This is a genomic window from Olsenella kribbiana (assembly GCF_036408795.1).
Taxonomy (GTDB): Bacteria; Actinomycetota; Coriobacteriia; order Coriobacteriales; family Atopobiaceae; genus Olsenella_L; species Olsenella_L kribbiana.
Map to the genome: position 1 here is coordinate 184,994 of NZ_JAZGJP010000002.1, position 18,237 is coordinate 203,230.

14 protein-coding genes and 1 tRNA gene are annotated in these 18,237 nt (G+C 61.4%); 14 read left to right on the plus strand and 1 reads right to left on the minus strand.

Annotated features, from left to right (window positions below):
* Positions 1 to 159: 159 nt before the first annotated feature.
* From ilvB to VXJ24_RS02445, 12 genes are all read left to right on the plus strand, one after another.
* The gene (gene ilvB, locus VXJ24_RS02390) at positions 160 to 1,863 is read left to right on the plus strand and encodes a biosynthetic-type acetolactate synthase large subunit (RefSeq protein ID WP_330971317.1); all 1,704 of its coding nucleotides are present in this window, start codon (positions 160 to 162) and stop codon (positions 1,861 to 1,863) included.
* A gap of 10 nt (positions 1,864 to 1,873) precedes the next feature.
* Positions 1,874 to 3,073 carry a threonine ammonia-lyase gene (ilvA, locus tag VXJ24_RS02395; RefSeq protein WP_330971318.1) on the plus strand — a complete coding sequence of 400 codons (1,200 nt, stop codon included), beginning with the start codon at positions 1,874 to 1,876 and terminating at the stop codon, positions 3,071 to 3,073.
* Positions 3,074 to 3,124: 51 nt separating this feature from the next.
* Positions 3,125 to 4,780: a dihydroxy-acid dehydratase gene (ilvD, locus tag VXJ24_RS02400; protein ID WP_330971319.1), complete on the plus strand. Its 1,656-nt coding sequence runs from the start codon at positions 3,125 to 3,127 to the stop codon at positions 4,778 to 4,780.
* 6 nt (positions 4,781 to 4,786) lie between these two features.
* Positions 4,787 to 6,061: an ATP-binding protein gene (locus tag VXJ24_RS02405; protein WP_330971320.1), complete on the plus strand. Its 1,275-nt coding sequence runs from the start codon at positions 4,787 to 4,789 to the stop codon at positions 6,059 to 6,061.
* Between the two features lie 20 nt (positions 6,062 to 6,081).
* Positions 6,082 to 7,347 carry a 3-isopropylmalate dehydratase large subunit gene (gene leuC, locus VXJ24_RS02410; RefSeq protein WP_330971321.1) on the plus strand — a complete coding sequence of 422 codons (1,266 nt, stop codon included), beginning with the start codon at positions 6,082 to 6,084 and terminating at the stop codon, positions 7,345 to 7,347.
* A gap of 18 nt (positions 7,348 to 7,365) precedes the next feature.
* Entirely contained in the window at positions 7,366 to 7,872 is a 507-nt protein-coding gene (gene leuD / locus VXJ24_RS02415; protein WP_330971322.1) for a 3-isopropylmalate dehydratase small subunit, read from the plus strand.
* Positions 7,873 to 7,875: 3 nt separating this feature from the next.
* Entirely contained in the window at positions 7,876 to 9,018 is a 1,143-nt protein-coding gene (gene leuB / locus VXJ24_RS02420) for a 3-isopropylmalate dehydrogenase (protein WP_330971323.1), read from the plus strand.
* 308 nt (positions 9,019 to 9,326) lie between these two features.
* The gene (locus VXJ24_RS02425) at positions 9,327 to 11,150 is read left to right on the plus strand and encodes an NAD(P)-binding protein (protein ID WP_330971324.1); all 1,824 of its coding nucleotides are present in this window, start codon (positions 9,327 to 9,329) and stop codon (positions 11,148 to 11,150) included.
* Entirely contained in the window at positions 11,144 to 12,877 is a 1,734-nt protein-coding gene (locus VXJ24_RS02430) for an NADH-dependent [FeFe] hydrogenase, group A6 (RefSeq protein WP_330971325.1), read from the plus strand. The genes VXJ24_RS02425 and VXJ24_RS02430 overlap by 7 nt, the downstream gene beginning before the upstream one ends.
* 234 nt (positions 12,878 to 13,111) lie before the next feature.
* Positions 13,112 to 14,269 carry a pyridoxal phosphate-dependent aminotransferase gene (locus tag VXJ24_RS02435; protein ID WP_330971326.1) on the plus strand — a complete coding sequence of 386 codons (1,158 nt, stop codon included), beginning with the start codon at positions 13,112 to 13,114 and terminating at the stop codon, positions 14,267 to 14,269.
* A gap of 11 nt (positions 14,270 to 14,280) precedes the next feature.
* Complete coding sequence (locus tag VXJ24_RS02440; RefSeq protein WP_330971327.1) at positions 14,281 to 14,865, plus strand: nitroreductase family protein; 585 nt, start codon at positions 14,281 to 14,283, stop codon at positions 14,863 to 14,865.
* A gap of 132 nt (positions 14,866 to 14,997) precedes the next feature.
* Complete coding sequence (locus VXJ24_RS02445) at positions 14,998 to 15,453, plus strand: PTS sugar transporter subunit IIA (protein WP_330971328.1); 456 nt, start codon at positions 14,998 to 15,000, stop codon at positions 15,451 to 15,453.
* Positions 15,454 to 15,507: 54 nt separating this feature from the next.
* Here VXJ24_RS02445 and VXJ24_RS02450 read toward each other — a convergent pair whose 3' ends face one another.
* Positions 15,508 to 16,419, minus strand: coding sequence for an ROK family protein (locus tag VXJ24_RS02450; RefSeq protein WP_330971329.1), 912 nt, complete (start codon positions 16,417 to 16,419; stop codon positions 15,508 to 15,510).
* Between the two features lie 199 nt (positions 16,420 to 16,618).
* Here VXJ24_RS02450 and VXJ24_RS02455 point away from each other — a divergent pair, with 199 nt between their 5' ends.
* Positions 16,619 to 17,908, plus strand: coding sequence for a coiled-coil domain-containing protein (locus VXJ24_RS02455; RefSeq protein ID WP_330971330.1), 1,290 nt, complete (start codon positions 16,619 to 16,621; stop codon positions 17,906 to 17,908).
* 98 nt (positions 17,909 to 18,006) lie between these two features.
* A tRNA-Phe gene (locus tag VXJ24_RS02460) sits at positions 18,007 to 18,082 on the plus strand.
* Positions 18,083 to 18,237: the final 155 nt, after the last annotated feature.

Sequence of the window (18,237 nt, forward strand, 5' to 3'; positions counted from 1 at the left end):
TGATTTCGGCTGGACGCCCGGATGCATCCCGTATCCGGGCGTCCTGCACACGGAGTGCCCCTCGCACGAGGGACCCACCGTCTGCAGGACAGGCCGCTGCCATAAGGCAGCTCGAGGCATATCCTTCAATCAAGGATTGCCGCCATAGGGGGAGGATGCATGGAGCTCACAGGTGCCCAGATACTCATCGAGTGTCTCAAGGAGCAGGGATGCGATACCATCTTCGGATATCCCGGAGGAACGATTCTCGACGTCTACGACGTCTTGTACCAGACGCCCGAGATTCACCACTATCTCGTGAGCCACGAGCAGGGTGCCGTGCATGCCGCTGACGGCTATGCCCGTGCGACCGGCAAGGTCGGCGTGTGCTTCGCGACATCGGGCCCCGGCTGCACGAACTTCACGACCGGCATCGCCACGGCCTATATGGACTCTTCTCCTATCGTTGCTATCACCTGCAACGTCTCGTCCAAGCTTCTCGGCAAGGACTCCTTCCAGGAAGTCGATATCACGGGCATAACGAAGCCGATCACGGAGTGGAACCGTGTCGTGAAGGATGTCCATGAGCTCGCAGATGTCGTGCGCCAGGCCTTCCTGATTGCCCGCACGGGACGTCCGGGTCCGGTCCTCATCGATATCACGAAGGATGTCACACAGGCGAAGTGCGACTACGAGTATGTGCCGGTCGAGGAGCATCGCATCTTCGAGTTCCCGAACCAGCTCTCGAAGCGTCTCATGGGCGGCATCGAGACCCGTGAGCCTGAGACGGCTGCGGTCGAGCGCCTGGCGCAGATGGTCGAGGAAGCGGAGCGTCCGCTTCTTATCTGTGGTGGCGGCGTCGTGCGCGGACGCGCGAACAAGGAGTTCAACGAGTTCGCGAACAGGATCGATTCTCCTGTCGCCATCACCGTGATGGGTGGCGGCGGCTTTGTCGGAAACGATCCGCTCTCGACCGGCATGATCGGCATGCATGGATCTCAGGCCTCGAACATGGCCGTCGACAACTGCGACCTCCTGATTGCCGTGGGCTGCCGCTTCTCCGACCGTGTGGCACTCCAGCCTTCCTCCTTTGCAAGCCAGGCCAAGATCGTCCAGGTCGACATCGACTCGACGGAGATCGGCAAGAACGTGCGCTGCGACCACTATGTGCTCGGCGATGCGAAGCGCGTGCTCGAGCTCCTGAACGAGATGGTCCCGCAGCAGAGCCACAAGGTCTGGAAGGAGTTCGTATTCTCGTTCCCGACGGAGACCCAGTACGAAGAGGGCGGAGACCACCTGACGCCGAAGCAGATCGACGACACGATTGCGCGCCTGTGCCCCGAAGACACGATGGTCGCCACGGACGTGGGCCAGCACCAGATGTGGGCCATCCAGCATATGCACTACTCCTATCCCGGACAGCTCATCACATCGGGCGGCTTCGGTGCCATGGGGTTCGGCCTCGGCGCTGCCATCGGTGCCCAGGTTGGCAACCCCGACAAGCGCGTCGTGCATATCACGGGCGATGGCTCGTTCCGCATGAACTGCATCGAGCTTGCAACTGTCGAGCACTACCACCTGCCGATCATCTCGGTCGTCTTCGACAACACCGTCCTCGGCATGGTCCATCAGTGGCAGACGCTGATCTATGACCAGCACTACTCCGAGACGACGCTCGACAGAGGACCTGACTGGGTGAAGCTCGCCGAGGCCTACCGCCTTCCCGGCTGGCGCGTGAGCACGGTCACGGAGCTCGAAGACGCGCTCCAGAAAGCCCTCGATGGCGGCACCGGTGCGGTCATCGACTGCGTCCTCGATCCCGACGAGATGGTCCGCCCGATGGTTCCGGCAGGCCAGCACATCACGAACTTCCTTGCCATCTAAGGAGATGCCCATGCTATCGCTCGACAAGATCTACCACGCAGCCTATGTCCTCAAGGGCGTCGCCAGAAAGACCGACCTCATCGCTGCTCCGCAGCTTGTGCCGGGACTCGACGAGCTCTATCTCAAGACAGAGAACCTCCAGGTCACCGGCTCCTTCAAGCTGAGGGGTGCCTACTACAAGATCTCGCAGCTGCCGAAGGAGGCGCTCGACAAGGGCATCATCGCCTGCTCTGCCGGAAACCATGCCCAGGGCGTGGCCTTGGCTGCCACCCACATGGGCGTCAAGAGCATCGTCTGCATGCCTGACGGCGCGCCGATCATGAAGGTCGAGAACACCCGCCGCCTCGGTGCCGAGGTGAGGCTCGTTCCTGGCACCTACGACGATGCCCACGACGAGGCAGTGCGTCTCCAGGAGGAGACGGGCGCCACGTTCATCCATCCCTACGACGACGAGGATGTCATCGCTGGCCAGGGCACGATCGGCCTCGAGATCATGGATACGCTCGACGATGTGGATGCCGTGATCGTGCCGGTCGGTGGCGGCGGCCTCATCTCCGGCGTCGCCTGTGCCGTCAAGAACCTGAAGCCGTCGTGCAAGGTCTACGGCGTCCAGGCCAAGGGCGCCTCTGCCATGGTCGATGCCTTCCATGCAGGCAAGTGGGGAGCATCCGATACGGCGGTCACGTTCGCCGACGGCATCGCCGTCAAGAACCCGGGCGATCTCACGTTCAAGATGGCGCAGAAGTACGTGGACGATATGGTCACGGTCTCAGACGACGAGATTGCAGCCGCAATCTTGAACCTCATGGAGCGCCAGAAGCTCGTGAGCGAAGGCGCAGGAGCTGCTCCTGTGGCTGCTGCCATGTTCGGTAAGCTACCGCTTCAGGGCAAGCGCACCGTCTGCGTCATCTCTGGCGGCAACATCGACGTGAACATCCTGTCCCGCGTCATCAACCGCGGCCTTGCCATGAGCGGCAGGAAGGCGACGCTTGCGATCAAGCTTACAGACAAGCCGGGCCAGCTCGAGCAGGTCTCCCGCATCATCGCCTCGCTCGGCGCAAATGTGGTCTCGGTCGACTACGATCTGTCCGATCCGGACCTGCCGATCTCTGCCTGCACCCTGCGTGTCGGCATGGAGACCCGCGACCAGGCCCAGATCGATGCGATCAAGGAGCGCCTCGTCGACGAAGGCTTCCAGATTGTCGGCTAGCGCAAAACATGTTAAGGAAGGGCGCACCTGCGCCTGAGAGAGGATATCCCTATGAAGAGCGACGCATTGAAGTTCGGGCCTGAAGCTGCGGCCCACCGTTCCCTCTACAACGCGCTCGGCTGGACCGAAGAAGAGATCAGGAAGCCCCTTGTCGGCATCGTCTCGTCCTACAACGAGATCGTGCCGGGACACATGAACATCGACAAGATCGTCGAGGCTGTCAAGATGGGTGTCGCCGAAGCAGGCGGCATGCCGGTGGTGTTTCCGGCCATCGCGGTCTGCGACGGCATCGCAATGGGACATGCGGGCATGAAGTACTCGCTCGTGACCCGCGACCTCATCGCCGACTCCACGGAGTGCATGGCGCTCGCACATGGCTTCGATGCCCTTGTGATGGTCCCGAACTGCGACAAGAATGTCCCGGGCCTCCTCATGGCAGCAGCGCGTCTCGATCTGCCTACGACCTTCGTCTCCGGCGGCCCCATGCTCGCAGGCCATATCGATGGCCACAAGACGAGCCTCTCCTCCATGTTCGAGGCCATGGGCGCCTACACGGCAGGAAAGATCGATGAGGACAAGCTTCATGAGTTCGAGTGCAAGGCATGCCCGACCTGCGGCTCCTGCTCTGGCATGTACACGGCAAACTCGATGAACTGCCTCACTGAGGTCATCGGGATGGGCCTTCGTGGCAACGGCACGATCCCTGCTGTCTATTCCCGCCGCCTCCAGCTTGCCAAGCACGCCGGCATGACCGTCATGGAGCTCCTCAAGAAGGGCATCACCGCGAGGCAGATCATGACAAAGGAAGCGCTCATGAATGCGCTTACCGTGGATATGGCGCTCGGCTGCTCGACGAACACGATGCTCCACCTTCCTGCCATCGCCCATGAGTGCGGCGTCGACCTCTCGCTCGATATTGCAAACGAGATCTCTGCACGTACGCCGAACCTCTGCCACCTGGCACCGGCAGGCCCGACCTACATCGAGGATCTCGACGAGGCGGGCGGCATCTACGCTGTCATGTCCGAGCTTGCAGAGGCAGGTCTCATCGATACGTCCTGCCTTACCGTCACCGGCAAGACCGTCGCAGAGAACCTCGAGGGCGCCCGCGTCCTCGACCACGACGTGATCCGTCCGCTCGACAACCCGTTCTCCAAGACCGGTGGCATCGCCGTCCTTCATGGCAACCTTGCCCCTGAAGGCTCTGTCGTCAAACGCTCTGCTGTTGCTCCTGAGATGCTCGTGCACGAAGGGCCGGCACGTGTCTTCGAGAGCGAGGAAGAGGCGCAGGCTGCCATCGACGGCGGCAAGATCAATCCGGGCGATGTCGTCGTGATCCGCTACGAGGGTCCGAAGGGCGGCCCTGGCATGCGCGAGATGCTGACGCCGACCTCTGCCATCCAGGGCATGGGCCTCGGCTCCTCTGTCGCCCTCATCACGGATGGCCGCTTCTCCGGCGCCACCCGCGGTGCCTGCATCGGCCATGTCTCGCCTGAGGCAGCCTCCGGCGGACCTATCGGCATCATCCAGGAAGGCGACATCATCTCGATCGATATCCCGAACTGCACGCTCGACCTCAAGATTTCCGATGAGGAGTTCGAGCGGCGCATGACAGCGTTCACGCCCAAGACGAAGCCGCTCTCTGGCTACCTCAGGCGCTACGCCCAGCTTGTCTCGAGCGGCGCCAAGGGTGCCGTCCTCAACTAGGAAGCTGTGGTAGACGCAATGAATGCAGAAAGGCTCATGAGCCTCTCGTTCTCGCTCGATACGCTCACGGTCTTCCGGAGCCTCGAAGAAGATCCTGTCATCGCGGCTCTGGGAGATGCGCTCCATAAGGCAGCGGCGCTCGCATCGGATGCGGAGGAAGGCAACAGCACTTCAGGCGATGCAATGGCGCTTGCCCGTGCCTATGCCACCTTCGTGGCAGCGCTCTTCGACTCCGAGGCGGAAGGCCTCGGGTCCTACATCTTGGACGCTACGGTCGACGACGAGAATGTGTATCTTCGGACCATCGGCGCCGGGAGGGTGCCTGGTGCCTCGCTTGCAGCTGCTGCCGAGGCAGAGCTCTCGGTCCTCCAGGAGCTTGCCGACCTCGAGCCCCAGGACTTCCTCGAGCTTCTGCCGGGAGCTGCAGACCGTCTTCCTGCCTTCGATACGCAGAAGGTCGATATCGCAGGCACCTACCATGAGCGCATCGCGAACATCGGCAAGTATGGCTACGGCATGTATGCCCGCTACCATGTGTTCCGCGTGGATGCTCAGGGTCAGATCGTGCCGGTCAAGCATCCCGATCCGCAGAGGCTCGAAGATCTTGTCGACTACGAGCGCGAGAAGAAGGTCATCCTCGACAACACCCGCGCGCTCGTGAAGAGGCTTCCTGCTGCCAATATCCTCCTCACCGGAGATGCCGGCACAGGCAAGAGCTCGACCGTCAAGGCCGTCGCCAATGCGCTTGCGGGCGCGGGCGTGCGCATCCTCGAGGTCCGGAAGGAGCAGCTCCGCGACATTCCGGGCATCCTCGATACGCTCACGCACAACCCCTGCACGTTCATCATCTTCATCGATGACCTCTCGTTCGCAGCAGACGACGACAACTTCGCAGCCTTGAAGGCAATCCTCGAGGGCTCGGTCTCGGCGAAGTCGTCCAATGTCGCGATCTATGCAACATCGAACCGCCGCCATCTCGTACGGGAGACGTTCAGCGAGCGCGAGGGCGATGAGGTGCATCTGAATGACACGCTCCAGGAGATCGTGTCGCTCTCCGACCGCTTCGGCATCCATCTCTCGTTCACGAAGCCGAACAAGCAGACCTACCTCGATATCGTGCACAAGCTTGCCCAGGAGCGCGGCATTGCGCTCGACGAGCAGGAGCTCGACCTTGAAGCAGAACGTTTCGCGACGAGGCGCGGCGGCAGGTCGGCACGAGGTGCCCGCCAGTTTGTCGATTCGCTTCTCTCGAAAGAGGCCAGCTCTGAGGAGCAGGCATAAGCCAGAAAGGAAGGCAGACCATGCCACAGGGAATGACGATGGCAGAGAAGATCCTGGCCGCGCATGCCGGCCTCGACCGTGTCGTGCCAGGACAGCTCATCGAGTGCGACCTCGACGGCGTGCTCGCAAATGACATCACGGCACCGATCGCGATCAAGACCGTGCGCGAGATCGGCGCCGGCATCTTCGATAGGACCAAGATCTTCCTCGTACCTGACCACTACAGCCCGAACAAGGACATCAAGAGCGCCGAGCAGACGAAGATCACGCGCGACTTCGCGCATGAGATGGGGATCACCCACTACTTCGAGCAGGGCTGCATGGGCATCGAGCATGCCCTGCTGCCCGAGAAGGGCATCGTCGGCCCGGGAGACCTCATCATCGGCGCCGACTCCCATACCTGCACCTACGGCGGCATCGGTGCCTTCTCGACAGGCGTCGGCTCTACGGATGCCGGTGTCGGCATGGCAACAGGCAGGGCCTGGTTCAAGGTGCCTGAGACCATCCGCTTCGAGATCGAGGGCGAGCTTCCTGAAGGTGCCTCTGCCAAGGACATCATCCTCTACATCATCGGCCAGATCGGCGTCGACGGCGCGCTCTACTGCGCGATGGAGTTTGCTGGCTCCACGATCCGGAACCTCTCGGTCGAGGGCAGGCTCACGATTGCGAACATGGCCATCGAGGCAGGCGGCAAGGCTGGCCTCTTCGAGGTCGACGATATGGCACGTACCTGGCTCGAAGGCAGGACGGAGCGCTCCTGGAAGGAATACCATGCAGACCCCGATGCCGCATACAAGCAGGTCATCAGGATCGATGCGAAGGATATCGTGCCGACGGTCTCCTGGCCGCATCTGCCCTCCAACACGCATCCTGTGGCAGAGTCCCGCCATATCGCGATCGACCAGGCGGTCATCGGCTCCTGCACGAACGGCCGCATCGAAGACATGCGCGCAGCTGCAGCAGTCCTCAAGGGCCGCACGGTCAATTCGAACGTGCGCTGCATCGTGATTCCTGCCACGCAGGCCGTCTGGCTCCAGTGCGTGCATGAAGGCCTCATGGACATCTTCATCAATGCCCACTGCGTCGTCTCGACCCCGACCTGCGGACCCTGCCTCGGCGGCTACATGGGCATCCTGGCAGCAGGGGAGCGCTGCGTCTCCTCGACGAACAGGAACTTCGTCGGCCGCATGGGAGACCCGACCTCAGAGGTCTACCTTGCAAGCCCCGCCGTCGCTGCAGCTTCTGCCGTCGCCGGCCACATCGCGCTGCCGTCCGATCTCGACTAGCCTGAAGGAGGCTCACCTATGGAATTCGAAGGCACGGTCTTCCGCTACGGGCGCGACATCGACACTGATGTCATCATCCCTGCCCGCTACCTCAATACATCCGACCCGGCAGAGCTTGCAAAGCACTGCCTCGAGGACCTCGACACGACGTTCGTGAAGCGCGTGAAGCCGGGCGACATCATCGTCGCAGACGAGAACTTCGGCTGCGGCTCCTCGCGCGAGCATGCTCCTGTCGCTATCAAAGCCGCTGGCGTCTCTGTCGTCATTGCCAAGTCCTTTGCCCGCATCTTCTACCGCAATGCCATCAACATCGGCCTTCCGATCATGGAGTGCCCCGAGGCCTGCGATGCGATCTCTGACGGCGATGTCGTGAAGGTCAATGCCGACACCGGCCTCATCACGGACGAGACGACGGGCAAGACCTTCCAGGCGCAGCCATTCCCGCCCTTCATCCAAGAGATCATCAACGAGGGCGGCCTTGTCGCAAGGACGAAGAATCTGCTCGCCCAGAAGAAGGAGGCATAGACGATGGGGAAGAAGACCTACCGTATCTGCACCCTGCCGGGTGACGGCATCGGCCCTGAGATCATGGCAGAGGCAAAGCGCCTCCTTGCGGCTATCGGCCAGGCAGAAGATGTCGAGTTCGTCTGCGAAGACCATCTGATCGGCGGCGCTGCCATCGATGCGACGCGTGCGGCAGGCGAGCCCGTGAGCGCCCTTCCGCCCGAGACGCTCGACGCCGCCAAGGCGTCTGACGCGGTCCTTCTGGCAGCGGTCGGCGGCCCGAAGTGGAATGACACGACGCCTGGCGCTGTCCGCCCTGAACAGGGCCTTCTTGCCATCCGCAAGAATCTGGGGCTCTTCCTGAACCTGCGTCCGGTGCACATCTACAAGGCGCTCGCAGGAGCATCCACCCTTCGTCCTGAGTTCCTCGAAGGTGTCGATATCCTGATCGTCCGCGAGCTTACAGGCGGCCTCTACTTCGGCGAGCACAGGCGCGAGAAGGATGTCGCAGGTGCCGGCGTCGACGGCGCTTCAGGCGAGCGTGCGGTCGATACGATGGAATACTCCGAGTACGAGATCGAGCGTGTCGTGCGCTGGGCCTATGAGGCTGCCAAGCGCCGCCGTGGCAAGGTCACGTCGGTCGACAAGGCCAACGTGCTCGAGACATCCCGTCTCTGGCGCGAAGTGAACCACAGGATGATGGACGAGTTCAAAGATGTCGAGGGCGGAGACATGCTCGTCGACAACTGCGCCATGCAGCTCGTCGCGAATCCTGCCCAGTTCGATGTCCTCGTGACCGAGAATACGTTCGGCGACATCCTCTCCGACGAGGCGTCGATGCTCACGGGCTCTCTTGGCATGCTTGCCTCCGCCTCTCTGGGCTCCGGCACGGCACTCTACGAGCCGAGCCATGGGTCTGCTCCTGACATCGCGGGCAAGGGCATCGCAAACCCGATTGCACAGATGCTCTCGGTCGAGCTGATGCTTCGCTACAGCTTCCAGATGGACCACGCAGCGGATGCCGTGAAGGCAGCCGTCGAGGACGTGCTCGATGAAGGCTGGAGGACGCCTGACCTTGCAGACGAGATGACGCCTGAAGACAGGAAGCTCGGCACGCGCGACATGGGCACGAAGGTCATCGAGGCCTTCAAGCACGAGATTGCCTAGCGCACCAGCATAGAAGCATGACCATCAAGGCACCTGTCCGGAAAGCCGGGCAGGTGCCTTTTCCATGCAGGACCTATGCGTTCTGCTGCAGAACAGCCATCTGCCCTGCAATATGCTTCATTCACCGCAAATCGTAAGGCTCCTATGCTTCCGGCTGCTATGCTCAAGCTTCAGGCATGGCAGGCCGACGAGGGGAAGCGCCGGCGTGCAGGCTCATGGCACAGGGGGCGGTGCGGAAAGCCGTCTTCCGGGGAAGGAGCTGCCGAGCGTGCCTCTGCCGTGCGGAAAGCACGAGGAGAGGAAACTGAATGGCTAGATTGCATGTGGTCGAGCGCAGCGAGGCCCAGGCAGTCATGGATGGACTGCATGAAGCGGTAGAGAAGCGGCTCTCGGTGAGCTCGCTTGCTCCATGTCCGGTCGAATTCACGGCTGCCTTCGTCGGCATGTGCGCAACGCAGAGCTGCGGAAAATGTACGCCCTGCCGTGTAGGCCTGGGCGTCCTGAAGGAGCTCATGGACCAGGTCCTCGAAGGCAAGGCAGATGAGCATACGCTCGAGCTCATCGAGAAGACGGCGCGTACGATCTATCTCTCGAGCGACTGCGCGATCGGATATGAAGCGGGAAGCATGGCGCTGACAGCGATCCGGGGCTTCCGCGACGATTTCGAGCACCATATCAAGTACCACGCCTGCGGCTTCAAGCAGTCGGAGCTTGTCCCCTGCGTCTCGGGCTGCCCGGCAGGAGTCGATATCCCGGGCTACATCGCGCTCGTCGAGGCAGGACGCTACACGGATGCCGTGAAGCTCATCAGGAAGGACAATCCGCTTCCTGTCGTCTGCGGCCTTGTCTGCGAGCATCCCTGCGAGATGCACTGCCGCCGCGGCATGGTGGACGATCCGATGAACATCCGCGGCCTCAAGCGCTTCGCGACAGAGCACATGGAGGCAGACTACAAGCCGAAGAAGGCTCCGTCCACGGGCAAGCGCATTGCTATCATCGGTGGCGGTCCGGCAGGACTTTCCTGTGCCTACTATCTTGCCTGCATGGGGCATGAGCCCACGATCTTCGAGGCAAGGCATCACCTGGGTGGCATGCTCCGTTACGGCATCCCCAACTATCGTCTTCCGAGGAAGCGCCTCGACGAGGAGATCCAGTGGCTCCTTGACTGCGGCATAAACGTAGAGCTCGATACGCCTGTCACCGAGAACCTGCCTGAAATCAGGAAAGAGTATGACGCGGTCTATCTGGCAATCGGCGCCCATGCGGACCGGAAGCTCGGCCTTCCGGGCGAGGATGCAGAAGGCGTCGAGTCTGCCGTCAAGATGCTGCGTGCCATCGGCGACGAGGAGATTCCCGACTTCACGGGCGAGCGCATCTGTGTCATCGGCGGCGGCAACGTGGCAATGGATGTCGCCCGCTCAGCCGTAAGGTGCCATGCAAAGAAGGTCACGATCGTCTACAGGCGCCGTGTCGCGGACATGACGGCACAGGATGAAGAGATTGCAGGAGCGAGGGCCGAAGGCTGCGAGCTCCTGGAGCTCCATGCCCCGCTTGCGATTGAGGCTGAAGGCGGCCATGTCACGGGACTCCGTGTCCAGAAGCAGATCATCGGCGGCCCCAAGAACGGGCGTCCGGCACCGCGTGCTGCAGAGGCTCCCGAGGAGGTCATTCCCTGCGAGCGCGTGCTTGTGGCAATCGGCCAGGCCATAGAGTCCAGGCCCTTCGAAGAACTGGGCATGAAATGCAATCGCGGCCGCATCGTGACCGATACAGATGGTGCCGTGCCAGGCTTTGACGGCGTGTTCTCGGGCGGCGACTGCCAGAGCGGCCCTGCCACGGTGATCCGTGCCATCAATGCCGGCAAGGTCGCAGCAGCAAACATCGACCACTGCCTCGGCTTCGACCACCAGATCGTGGCAGATGTCGAGATACCGACGGTCCAGTTCAAGGGCAAGAACATGTGCGCCCGCTGCGAGATGACATCACGTGAGGCGTCGGAGCGCGTCGGCGACTTCGATATCGTCGAGCACGGCCTCACGCCTGAAGAGGCGCATCAGGAGGCATCGAGGTGTCTGAGGTGCGACCACTTCGGCTATGGCGCATTCCGCGGAGGGAGGATCATGCAATGGTAGACGTGACCGTCGATGGGGTGCGTGTCCAGGTGGACGACCACGCCACCATACTCGAGGCAGCAGAAGCTGCAGGCGTCCATATTCCGACGCTCTGCTATCTCAAGGATCTGAACGAGATCGGTGCCTGCCGTGTCTGCGTCGTCGAGATCGAAGGGACCGACCAGCTCGTCGCTTCCTGCAACAACTATGTCCTGGACGGCATGAAGGTCTTCACGAACAGCCCGAAGGTCAGGAAGGCCAGAAAGACGAACGTCGAGTTTTTGCTCTCGCAGCATGACTCGGAGTGCACGAGCTGCGTGAGGAGCGGCAACTGCTCGCTCCAGAGCCTTGCAAACGACCTCGATATCTTCGAGCTGCCCTATGAGAAGCACCTGCCGCATATGCCGTGGGACAAGACGTTCCCTCTGATCCGCAACAACGACAAGTGCATCAACTGCCTCAGGTGCATTCAGATATGCAGCAAGGTGCAGGCATCGGATGTGTGGGACCTCACGAACAGAGGCGCCCACACCGCCGTGAATGTCCAAGCAGGCCGCCCGATCGCGGAGGCTCCCTGCACGCTCTGCGGCCAGTGCATCACGCACTGCCCGACAGGAGCCCTGCGCGAGCGCGACGATACGGGACGCGTCTACGATGCGCTTGCCGACCCGAAGAAGGTCACGATTGTCCAGATCGCGCCCTCGGTACGCACGGCCTGGGGCGACCACTGGAAGCTCTCGCCCGAGGAGTCGACAATCGGGCACCTTGTCTCGGCGCTCAGGAAGATGGGCTTCGACTACATCGTGAATACCGACTTCTCGGCCGACCTCACGATCATGGAAGAGGGCACAGAGCTCCTGCACCGCCTCTCTGACGGCACAGAGCATGAGTATCCGATGTTCACGTCGTGCTGTCCGGGCTGGGTCCGCTTCGTGAAGGCCCACTATCCTGAGCTTGTGGACGATGTCTCGACCTCGAAGTCGCCGCAGCAGATGTTCGGCGCGATCGTGAAGAGCTACTACGCAGAATACCTGGGCATCGATCCGCACGATATCTTCTCGGTCTCTGTCATGCCCTGCGTCGCGAAGAAGGCGGAGTGTGCGCTGCCGACCATGAAGGATGCCTGCGGAGATCCGGATGTCGACTGCGTGCTTACGGTCCGCGAGATAGATCGCATGATCCGCGCCGACCATATCGATGTGCATGCGCTTGAAGAGGAGCCCTTCGACGAGCCCCTTGGCGAAGGCACGGGCGCCGGCATCATCTTCGGTGCGACCGGTGGCGTCATGGAAGCAGCGCTGCGTACGGCCTATCACCTGGCGACAGGGGAGACGCCTGCCAATGACGCATTCAGGAACGTCCGCGGCCTCACCGGCTGGAAGGAAGCGGAGTTCGACCTTGCAGGCAGAAAGCTCGGTGTCGCTGTCGCAAGCGGTCTTGGCAATGCGAAGCGTCTCTGCGACGCGATCCTTGCAGGCACCGTGTCCTATGACTTCGTCGAGGTAATGGCCTGCCCGGGAGGCTGCGTCGGTGGCGGCGGGCAGCCGATCCACGACGGACAGGAGCTGGCAGGGGCACGCGGCCAGATGCTCTATGGGCTCGACCGCATCTCGGAGTATAGGAACTCCTATGAGAATCCGGATATCGTGCGGGTCTACGAGAAGTATCTCGGCGAGCCGCTCTCCGAGCGTGCCGAGCGGCTCCTCCATACCGACCAGCACGGCTGGAAGATGCCACAGGAGAAGTAGACAGACAAGCAGCCAGGGGCCTGCCGTAAGGCAGGCCCTTCTCCACTCATGGGGACTGAAAATCCCCATGTCAGGGATTCGCCTGACATGCGCTCTGGCATGTGTCCCATCAGGCAAACATCGTGTTGCGTAGGCGGCATTTCAGGAGGCAGGCAGCTCGTCGAATAATAGAATGGAATCTTGCCTATAGATATGCAGGAAGCGGCGCCTGGCCGCTGGGGAGCGTGAGAGCCGATGCAGTTTTCGAAGCGTCTCGATCTTTTCGGAGACGAGGTCTTTGCCAGTCTGAACCAGAAGCGCCGCGAGCTTGAAGCTGCGGGACGTCCTGTCTGGGACCTGTCGGTCGGCACGCCCGATTTCCCGACGCCTGACTACATCAAGAAGGCACTTGTCGACTCCTGCGCAGATGATGCGAACTGGAAGTATGCCCTGCATGACAAGGAAGAGCTCAAGCAGGCGGTCTGCGACTACTACAAGCGCCGCTTCGATGTGGATGGCCTCGAGCCCGATCAGGTCATGAGCTGCCGCGGCACGCAGGAAGGCATGCAGTATGTCTGTGCAGCCCTGGCAGATCCGGGCGACATCGCCCTCATCCCCGATCCCTGCTATCCGGTCTTCCGTTCCGGCACGCAGCTTGCAGGAGCAACCCCTTACTACTACCAGCTGACAGCAGAGCATGGGTTCCTCCCGCATGTGGCAGACATTCCCGACGATGTGGCGGACAAGGCCAAGTACATGATCGTCTCGCTTCCGGCTAACCCGGTGGGGTCGGTCGGCACGCCTGAGGTCTACGAGGAGATCATCGCCTTCGCAAAGAAGCACGATATCGTGATCGTGCACGACAATGCCTACGCCGACGTCGTGTTCGAAGGCGTCTCGAGCTCCTTCTTCAACTATCCCGGCGCTATGGATGTGGGTGTCGAGTTCCTGTCGCTCTCGAAGTCCTTCGATGTCACCGGTGTCAGGCTCTCCTTCCTCGTCGGCAGGAAGGACATCGTCCAGGCCACCTACAAGCTCAGGAGCCAGGTCGACTTCGGCATGTTCTTCGCCGAGCAGAATGTCGCGATTGCCTGTCTCAAGGGCCCGCTTGACGGCGTCGAGCGCCAGCGCCTTGCCTACAAGGAGAGAAGAGATGCCCTCTGCGACGGCCTCGAGGCCATCGGCTGGGAGCGTCCGAACTGCCATGGCACGCTCTTCGTCTGGGCACGCCTGCCGCACGGCAGGACAGACTCTCTTGCCTTCACGCTCGAGCTCATGGAGAAGACAGGCGTCATCGTGACACCGGGTGCAAGCTTCGGACCTGCGGGTGAGGGCTACGTGCGCTTCGCGCTCGTGCTGCCGCCGGAGAAGATCAAGGAAGCCGTTGCCCAGATCGGCAAGGCAGACCTTTAAGAGAGACAGGCATGGAAGAGAAGGATTTTGCTGCCCTCGTGCGCTCCTCGAGGACGAAGAGACGCTTCGACGAGTCGAAGCCGGTGTCGGAGGAGACGCTTCGAGCTCTCATCGACGTCGTGCGCTTTGCTCCGACCGGCAACAACACGCAGATGCTGCGTTTACATCTTGTGAGCGGCGCTGATGCCTGCGCGAAGGCCTTTGCACATCTCAAGTGGGCAGCGCTCCTCAGGGACTGGGCAGGACCTGCAGAGGGGGAGCGACCCGGTGGCTACATCTTCATCATGGTTCCTGCTGCAGCCGTGAACAATCCGATCAGGTGCTACGACGCAGGCATCGCGGCACAGACGATCATGCTCGCTGCGGCAGCAGAAGGCCTTGGCGGCTGCATCCTCAAGAACTTCGACAAGGGCCTCATCTCCGACTTCGGTCTCGAGGACACAGGCCTTGCCATCTCCCTTGTGCTGGCGCTTGGCACGCCTGCAGAGGAGGTCGTGCTCGAGCCAGCGACGACAGAGCACGGAATAGCCTACTGGCATGAGGCGGATGGCTCGCATCATGTGCCGAAGCTCGAGGCTGCAGACCTTCTGGTCTAGGAGCTTCCAGGGCCTTCCAAAGCCTGCATCTGCTCCTCATCCCATCCATTTGAAATATTGATGGCGGAAAAGTGGGGAAATGGTGTAGAATAGGAAAGCTTATGTGGAGGAAGGTCCTGTCGGAGGTCGTACATGGTTCTGGATGAGCGTCTCGTGCTTCTCGGTCTTGAAGCAGATACTGCCGAAGAAGCGCTGCGTGCGCTTGCGGGAAAGCTCGTAGAGCTGCACAAGGTCAAGAGCAGCTATCCCGATGCAGTCGTCGCGCGCGAGAAGATCTATCCGACGGGCCTCGAGGCCAAGCCGGTCAATGCCGCGGTGCCGCACTGCTCGAACGACTACACGCTCTCCGATGCAATTGCTGTCGCCGTGCTTGCGCACCCGGTCGAGTTTGCACTCATGGGATCGCCGGAAAAGCCGCTGCCGGTGCAGGTCCTCGTGATGCTTGCGGTCGTCGATCCGGCCAAGCAGGTGCCGACCCTGGTCGATGTGATGGAGCTTCTGGACGATGAGAAGACGATGTCTGCCATCGTCTCGGCAAAGACGCCTCAAGAGGTCATCTCTGCCATCACGCCTGCGCTCAGCGAGTAGCAGCACAGAGCAAGATGAGAAGAAGGGGAGCTGGCATGCCAGCTCCCCTTTGCCTTACCTGTCCTTCCTGCTCTCGAGGAAGAGAGCCAGGGCACCCAGCTGGTTTGCCTCTGCTCCGTAGCGGCAGGATACGACTTCGGGCAATGTAATGGTCTGGCCGAAGATGTGCGGGAGCTTCTCCGAGACCTTTGCAAGCGCTGTCTTGATGCCTCCGAGCACGTGCGGATTTGCAGAGATGCCGCCGCCTATCGCGCAGCGCTCGATATCGAGCATGGCAGCAAGGTCGAAGATGACTGTAGCGACTGCCATGCACCAGGACTTGAAGGCCTGGCTGGCTGCCGGATCTCCGCTCTCGAGGAGCCTGAAGCATGCCTTGCCATCAGGCAGCTCCTCGGCTGTCTTTCCGCATGCCGATTTCATGGCGCGGATGAGGCCAGAGGTGCTTGCGTCCATGCCGGCGCAGGAGCCGATCGTGCCATCAGGCCCGAAGCCGAACGAGAGCAGGCTGAGCTCGCCTGCAGAGCCATGAGGGCCAGCCAGGACCTTTCCGTCGACGACGAGGCCGCCTCCAAGGCCGGTGCCCAGGATCAGCGCACAGGAGTTCTGCGTGCCCTTAAGAGCGCCTGAGGAAAGCTCTGCGAGCGCTGCACACTTGCCGTCGTTGCCGATCGTGACAGGCAGTCCCGAGAGCTTCTCGAGGCGATCTGCAAGCGGAAGCCCATAGGCATAGGTGAGAGCGCCTCCCGTGCGCATGAAGCGGTGATGCTCTATGACGCCTGGAGCGCTTATAGCGATGCCGGAAGCCTGCAATCCATGGAGCTTCACGATTTCCATGAGGGAGGAGAGAAGGGCGTCTGCCGAGTCCTTGGGGGTAGGGAAGACGTCCTGCTTGAGGGCCTTGCCAGCTTCATCCCTGAGAGACCATTTGATGGCGGTGCCGCCGATATCGAAGACGAGGATCTGCAACTCAATCCTTTCTGCTGCGCTGCTACAAGACGGGATTCTACCGTCTTGTAGCAGCAGTCAGGCGTTACATACAGGAGCCGGCCGAAATATGGGAAACGGCCTTATCTGTGTGGGGTACCCTAAAACAGGATGGATTGGATCTGTCGATGGATGACACGCTTCTGCTGCTGTACAGCAGGCTCACGTGAAAGGTTGTTCCATGAAGCAGGAAGAGAGCGCGCTCGATTCTGAGAGCCGCAAGAAGGCAAAGAAGAAGCATCGCAAGGACGAGGAGGCGCGTATCGCTGCTCCGTCTGAGGGTGGACGCGGACTTGAAGCGACGAGAGTCGTCGATCTTCTCCGTGATGCCTTGAACGAGAATTCGCGGCTCCAGGACGAGATGGAGAGCCTCCGCGAGGAGGCGCATAGCGCATCTGAGGAGGCTGAGCGCTCCCGGAGCGACAAGACGGCAGCAGAGGCCCGGCTCGCTGAGACGAAGGCCCAGAAGGCGCTTCTCGAGGAATCGCTCAGAGAGGCGAAAGCAGAGCTCGAGAAGGCAAAGCGTGCCTGCGCTGAAGCGCAGAATGTCCGCGAGCGCACCGAAGCGCAGAAGTCCCAGGAATACGAAGCGCTGCGGCAGCAGCTTGCAGCAGAGCAGAAGCGCCAGGCTGCCCTCAAGGAGGAGCTCGCAGGAGCCGAGGAGCGCTGCCAGCATCTGACAGCTGCACTTGCGCAGGCACAGACGAGGAAGACCGAGCCGGAGCTCACGCAGGAAGAGATCGCAGGACGCCTTGCCCACCTCGAGTCGCTCCAGCGCCAGATTCAGGAGACGCTCCTGAAGACGGCGACCGGCGAGGGAGAGCTTGCCCGCATGAGGGCTGAGCTTGTCCAGGCCCGGCATGAGAAGGCACGTGCCGAAGCGCATGCACAGGAGCTCTCAGAGAAGCTTGCAGCAGCGGAGAAGGAGCTCTCTGACCGCCATATCGCAATCTCCAAGTCCGGTTCTCTTGCCGAGGCTTCGCTTCGGCTTGCAGGCGTCTTCTCTGCAGCAGAGCATGCCATCGACCTCTATGGCTACAACGCAGGGACGAAGGCGGCAAAGGGCGCAAAGCCTTCCCAGGTCATGCCGTTCTCCTCGAAGGGAGAGGCGGCTTCTGCTGCCAAGACATCTGAGGCTCTGAAGCCCCGGAAGGCAGCGGAGGTTCCTGCATCCGCGCCTAAGGCTAAGCCTGCATCGGTTCCTGCTCCCGAAAAGAAGGCAGAGACACCCGAGCCTGCAGCACCTGAAGCACCGAAGCCGGCACCTGCTGCACCAGAGCCCAAGGCAAGCGTCCCTGAGCCTTCCCAGGCAAAGGCAGAACCCAAGCCAGCAGCACCGGCCAAGGCCGAAGAGAAGCAGGAGGCTCCTGCCAAGGAGGAGACGTCGGGTCTCAGTGCCATCTTCAAGGGCATGCCGCTTCGCCGCTCCCGTACCGTGGCTCCTCGTCACATATCGGATGATGACAAGTAAGCAGGCGATTTCTCCTCAGAGCAAAGAAAATAAAAAAAGTTCTTTGACTTGGGGAAGCAGTCTGTTACTATAAACAAGCGCGCAAGAGAGCGCATTTCGGCTGGGTAGCTCAGTTGGTAGAGCAGGGGACTGAAAATCCCCGTGTCAGGGGTTCGATTCCCTTCCCCGCCACCATGAAAGATACAGGCCAGAGCATTTGTTGCTCTGGCCTGTTTTCTTGTGGAATTGCCTTTCAGCATCGTCGGGACGAAAGACGGCCTGGCTGCATTAAGTGGCGCTTCACCGAGCTGATTCTTCTCTATGATTTTGTCTAACGATATTGCTGGCTG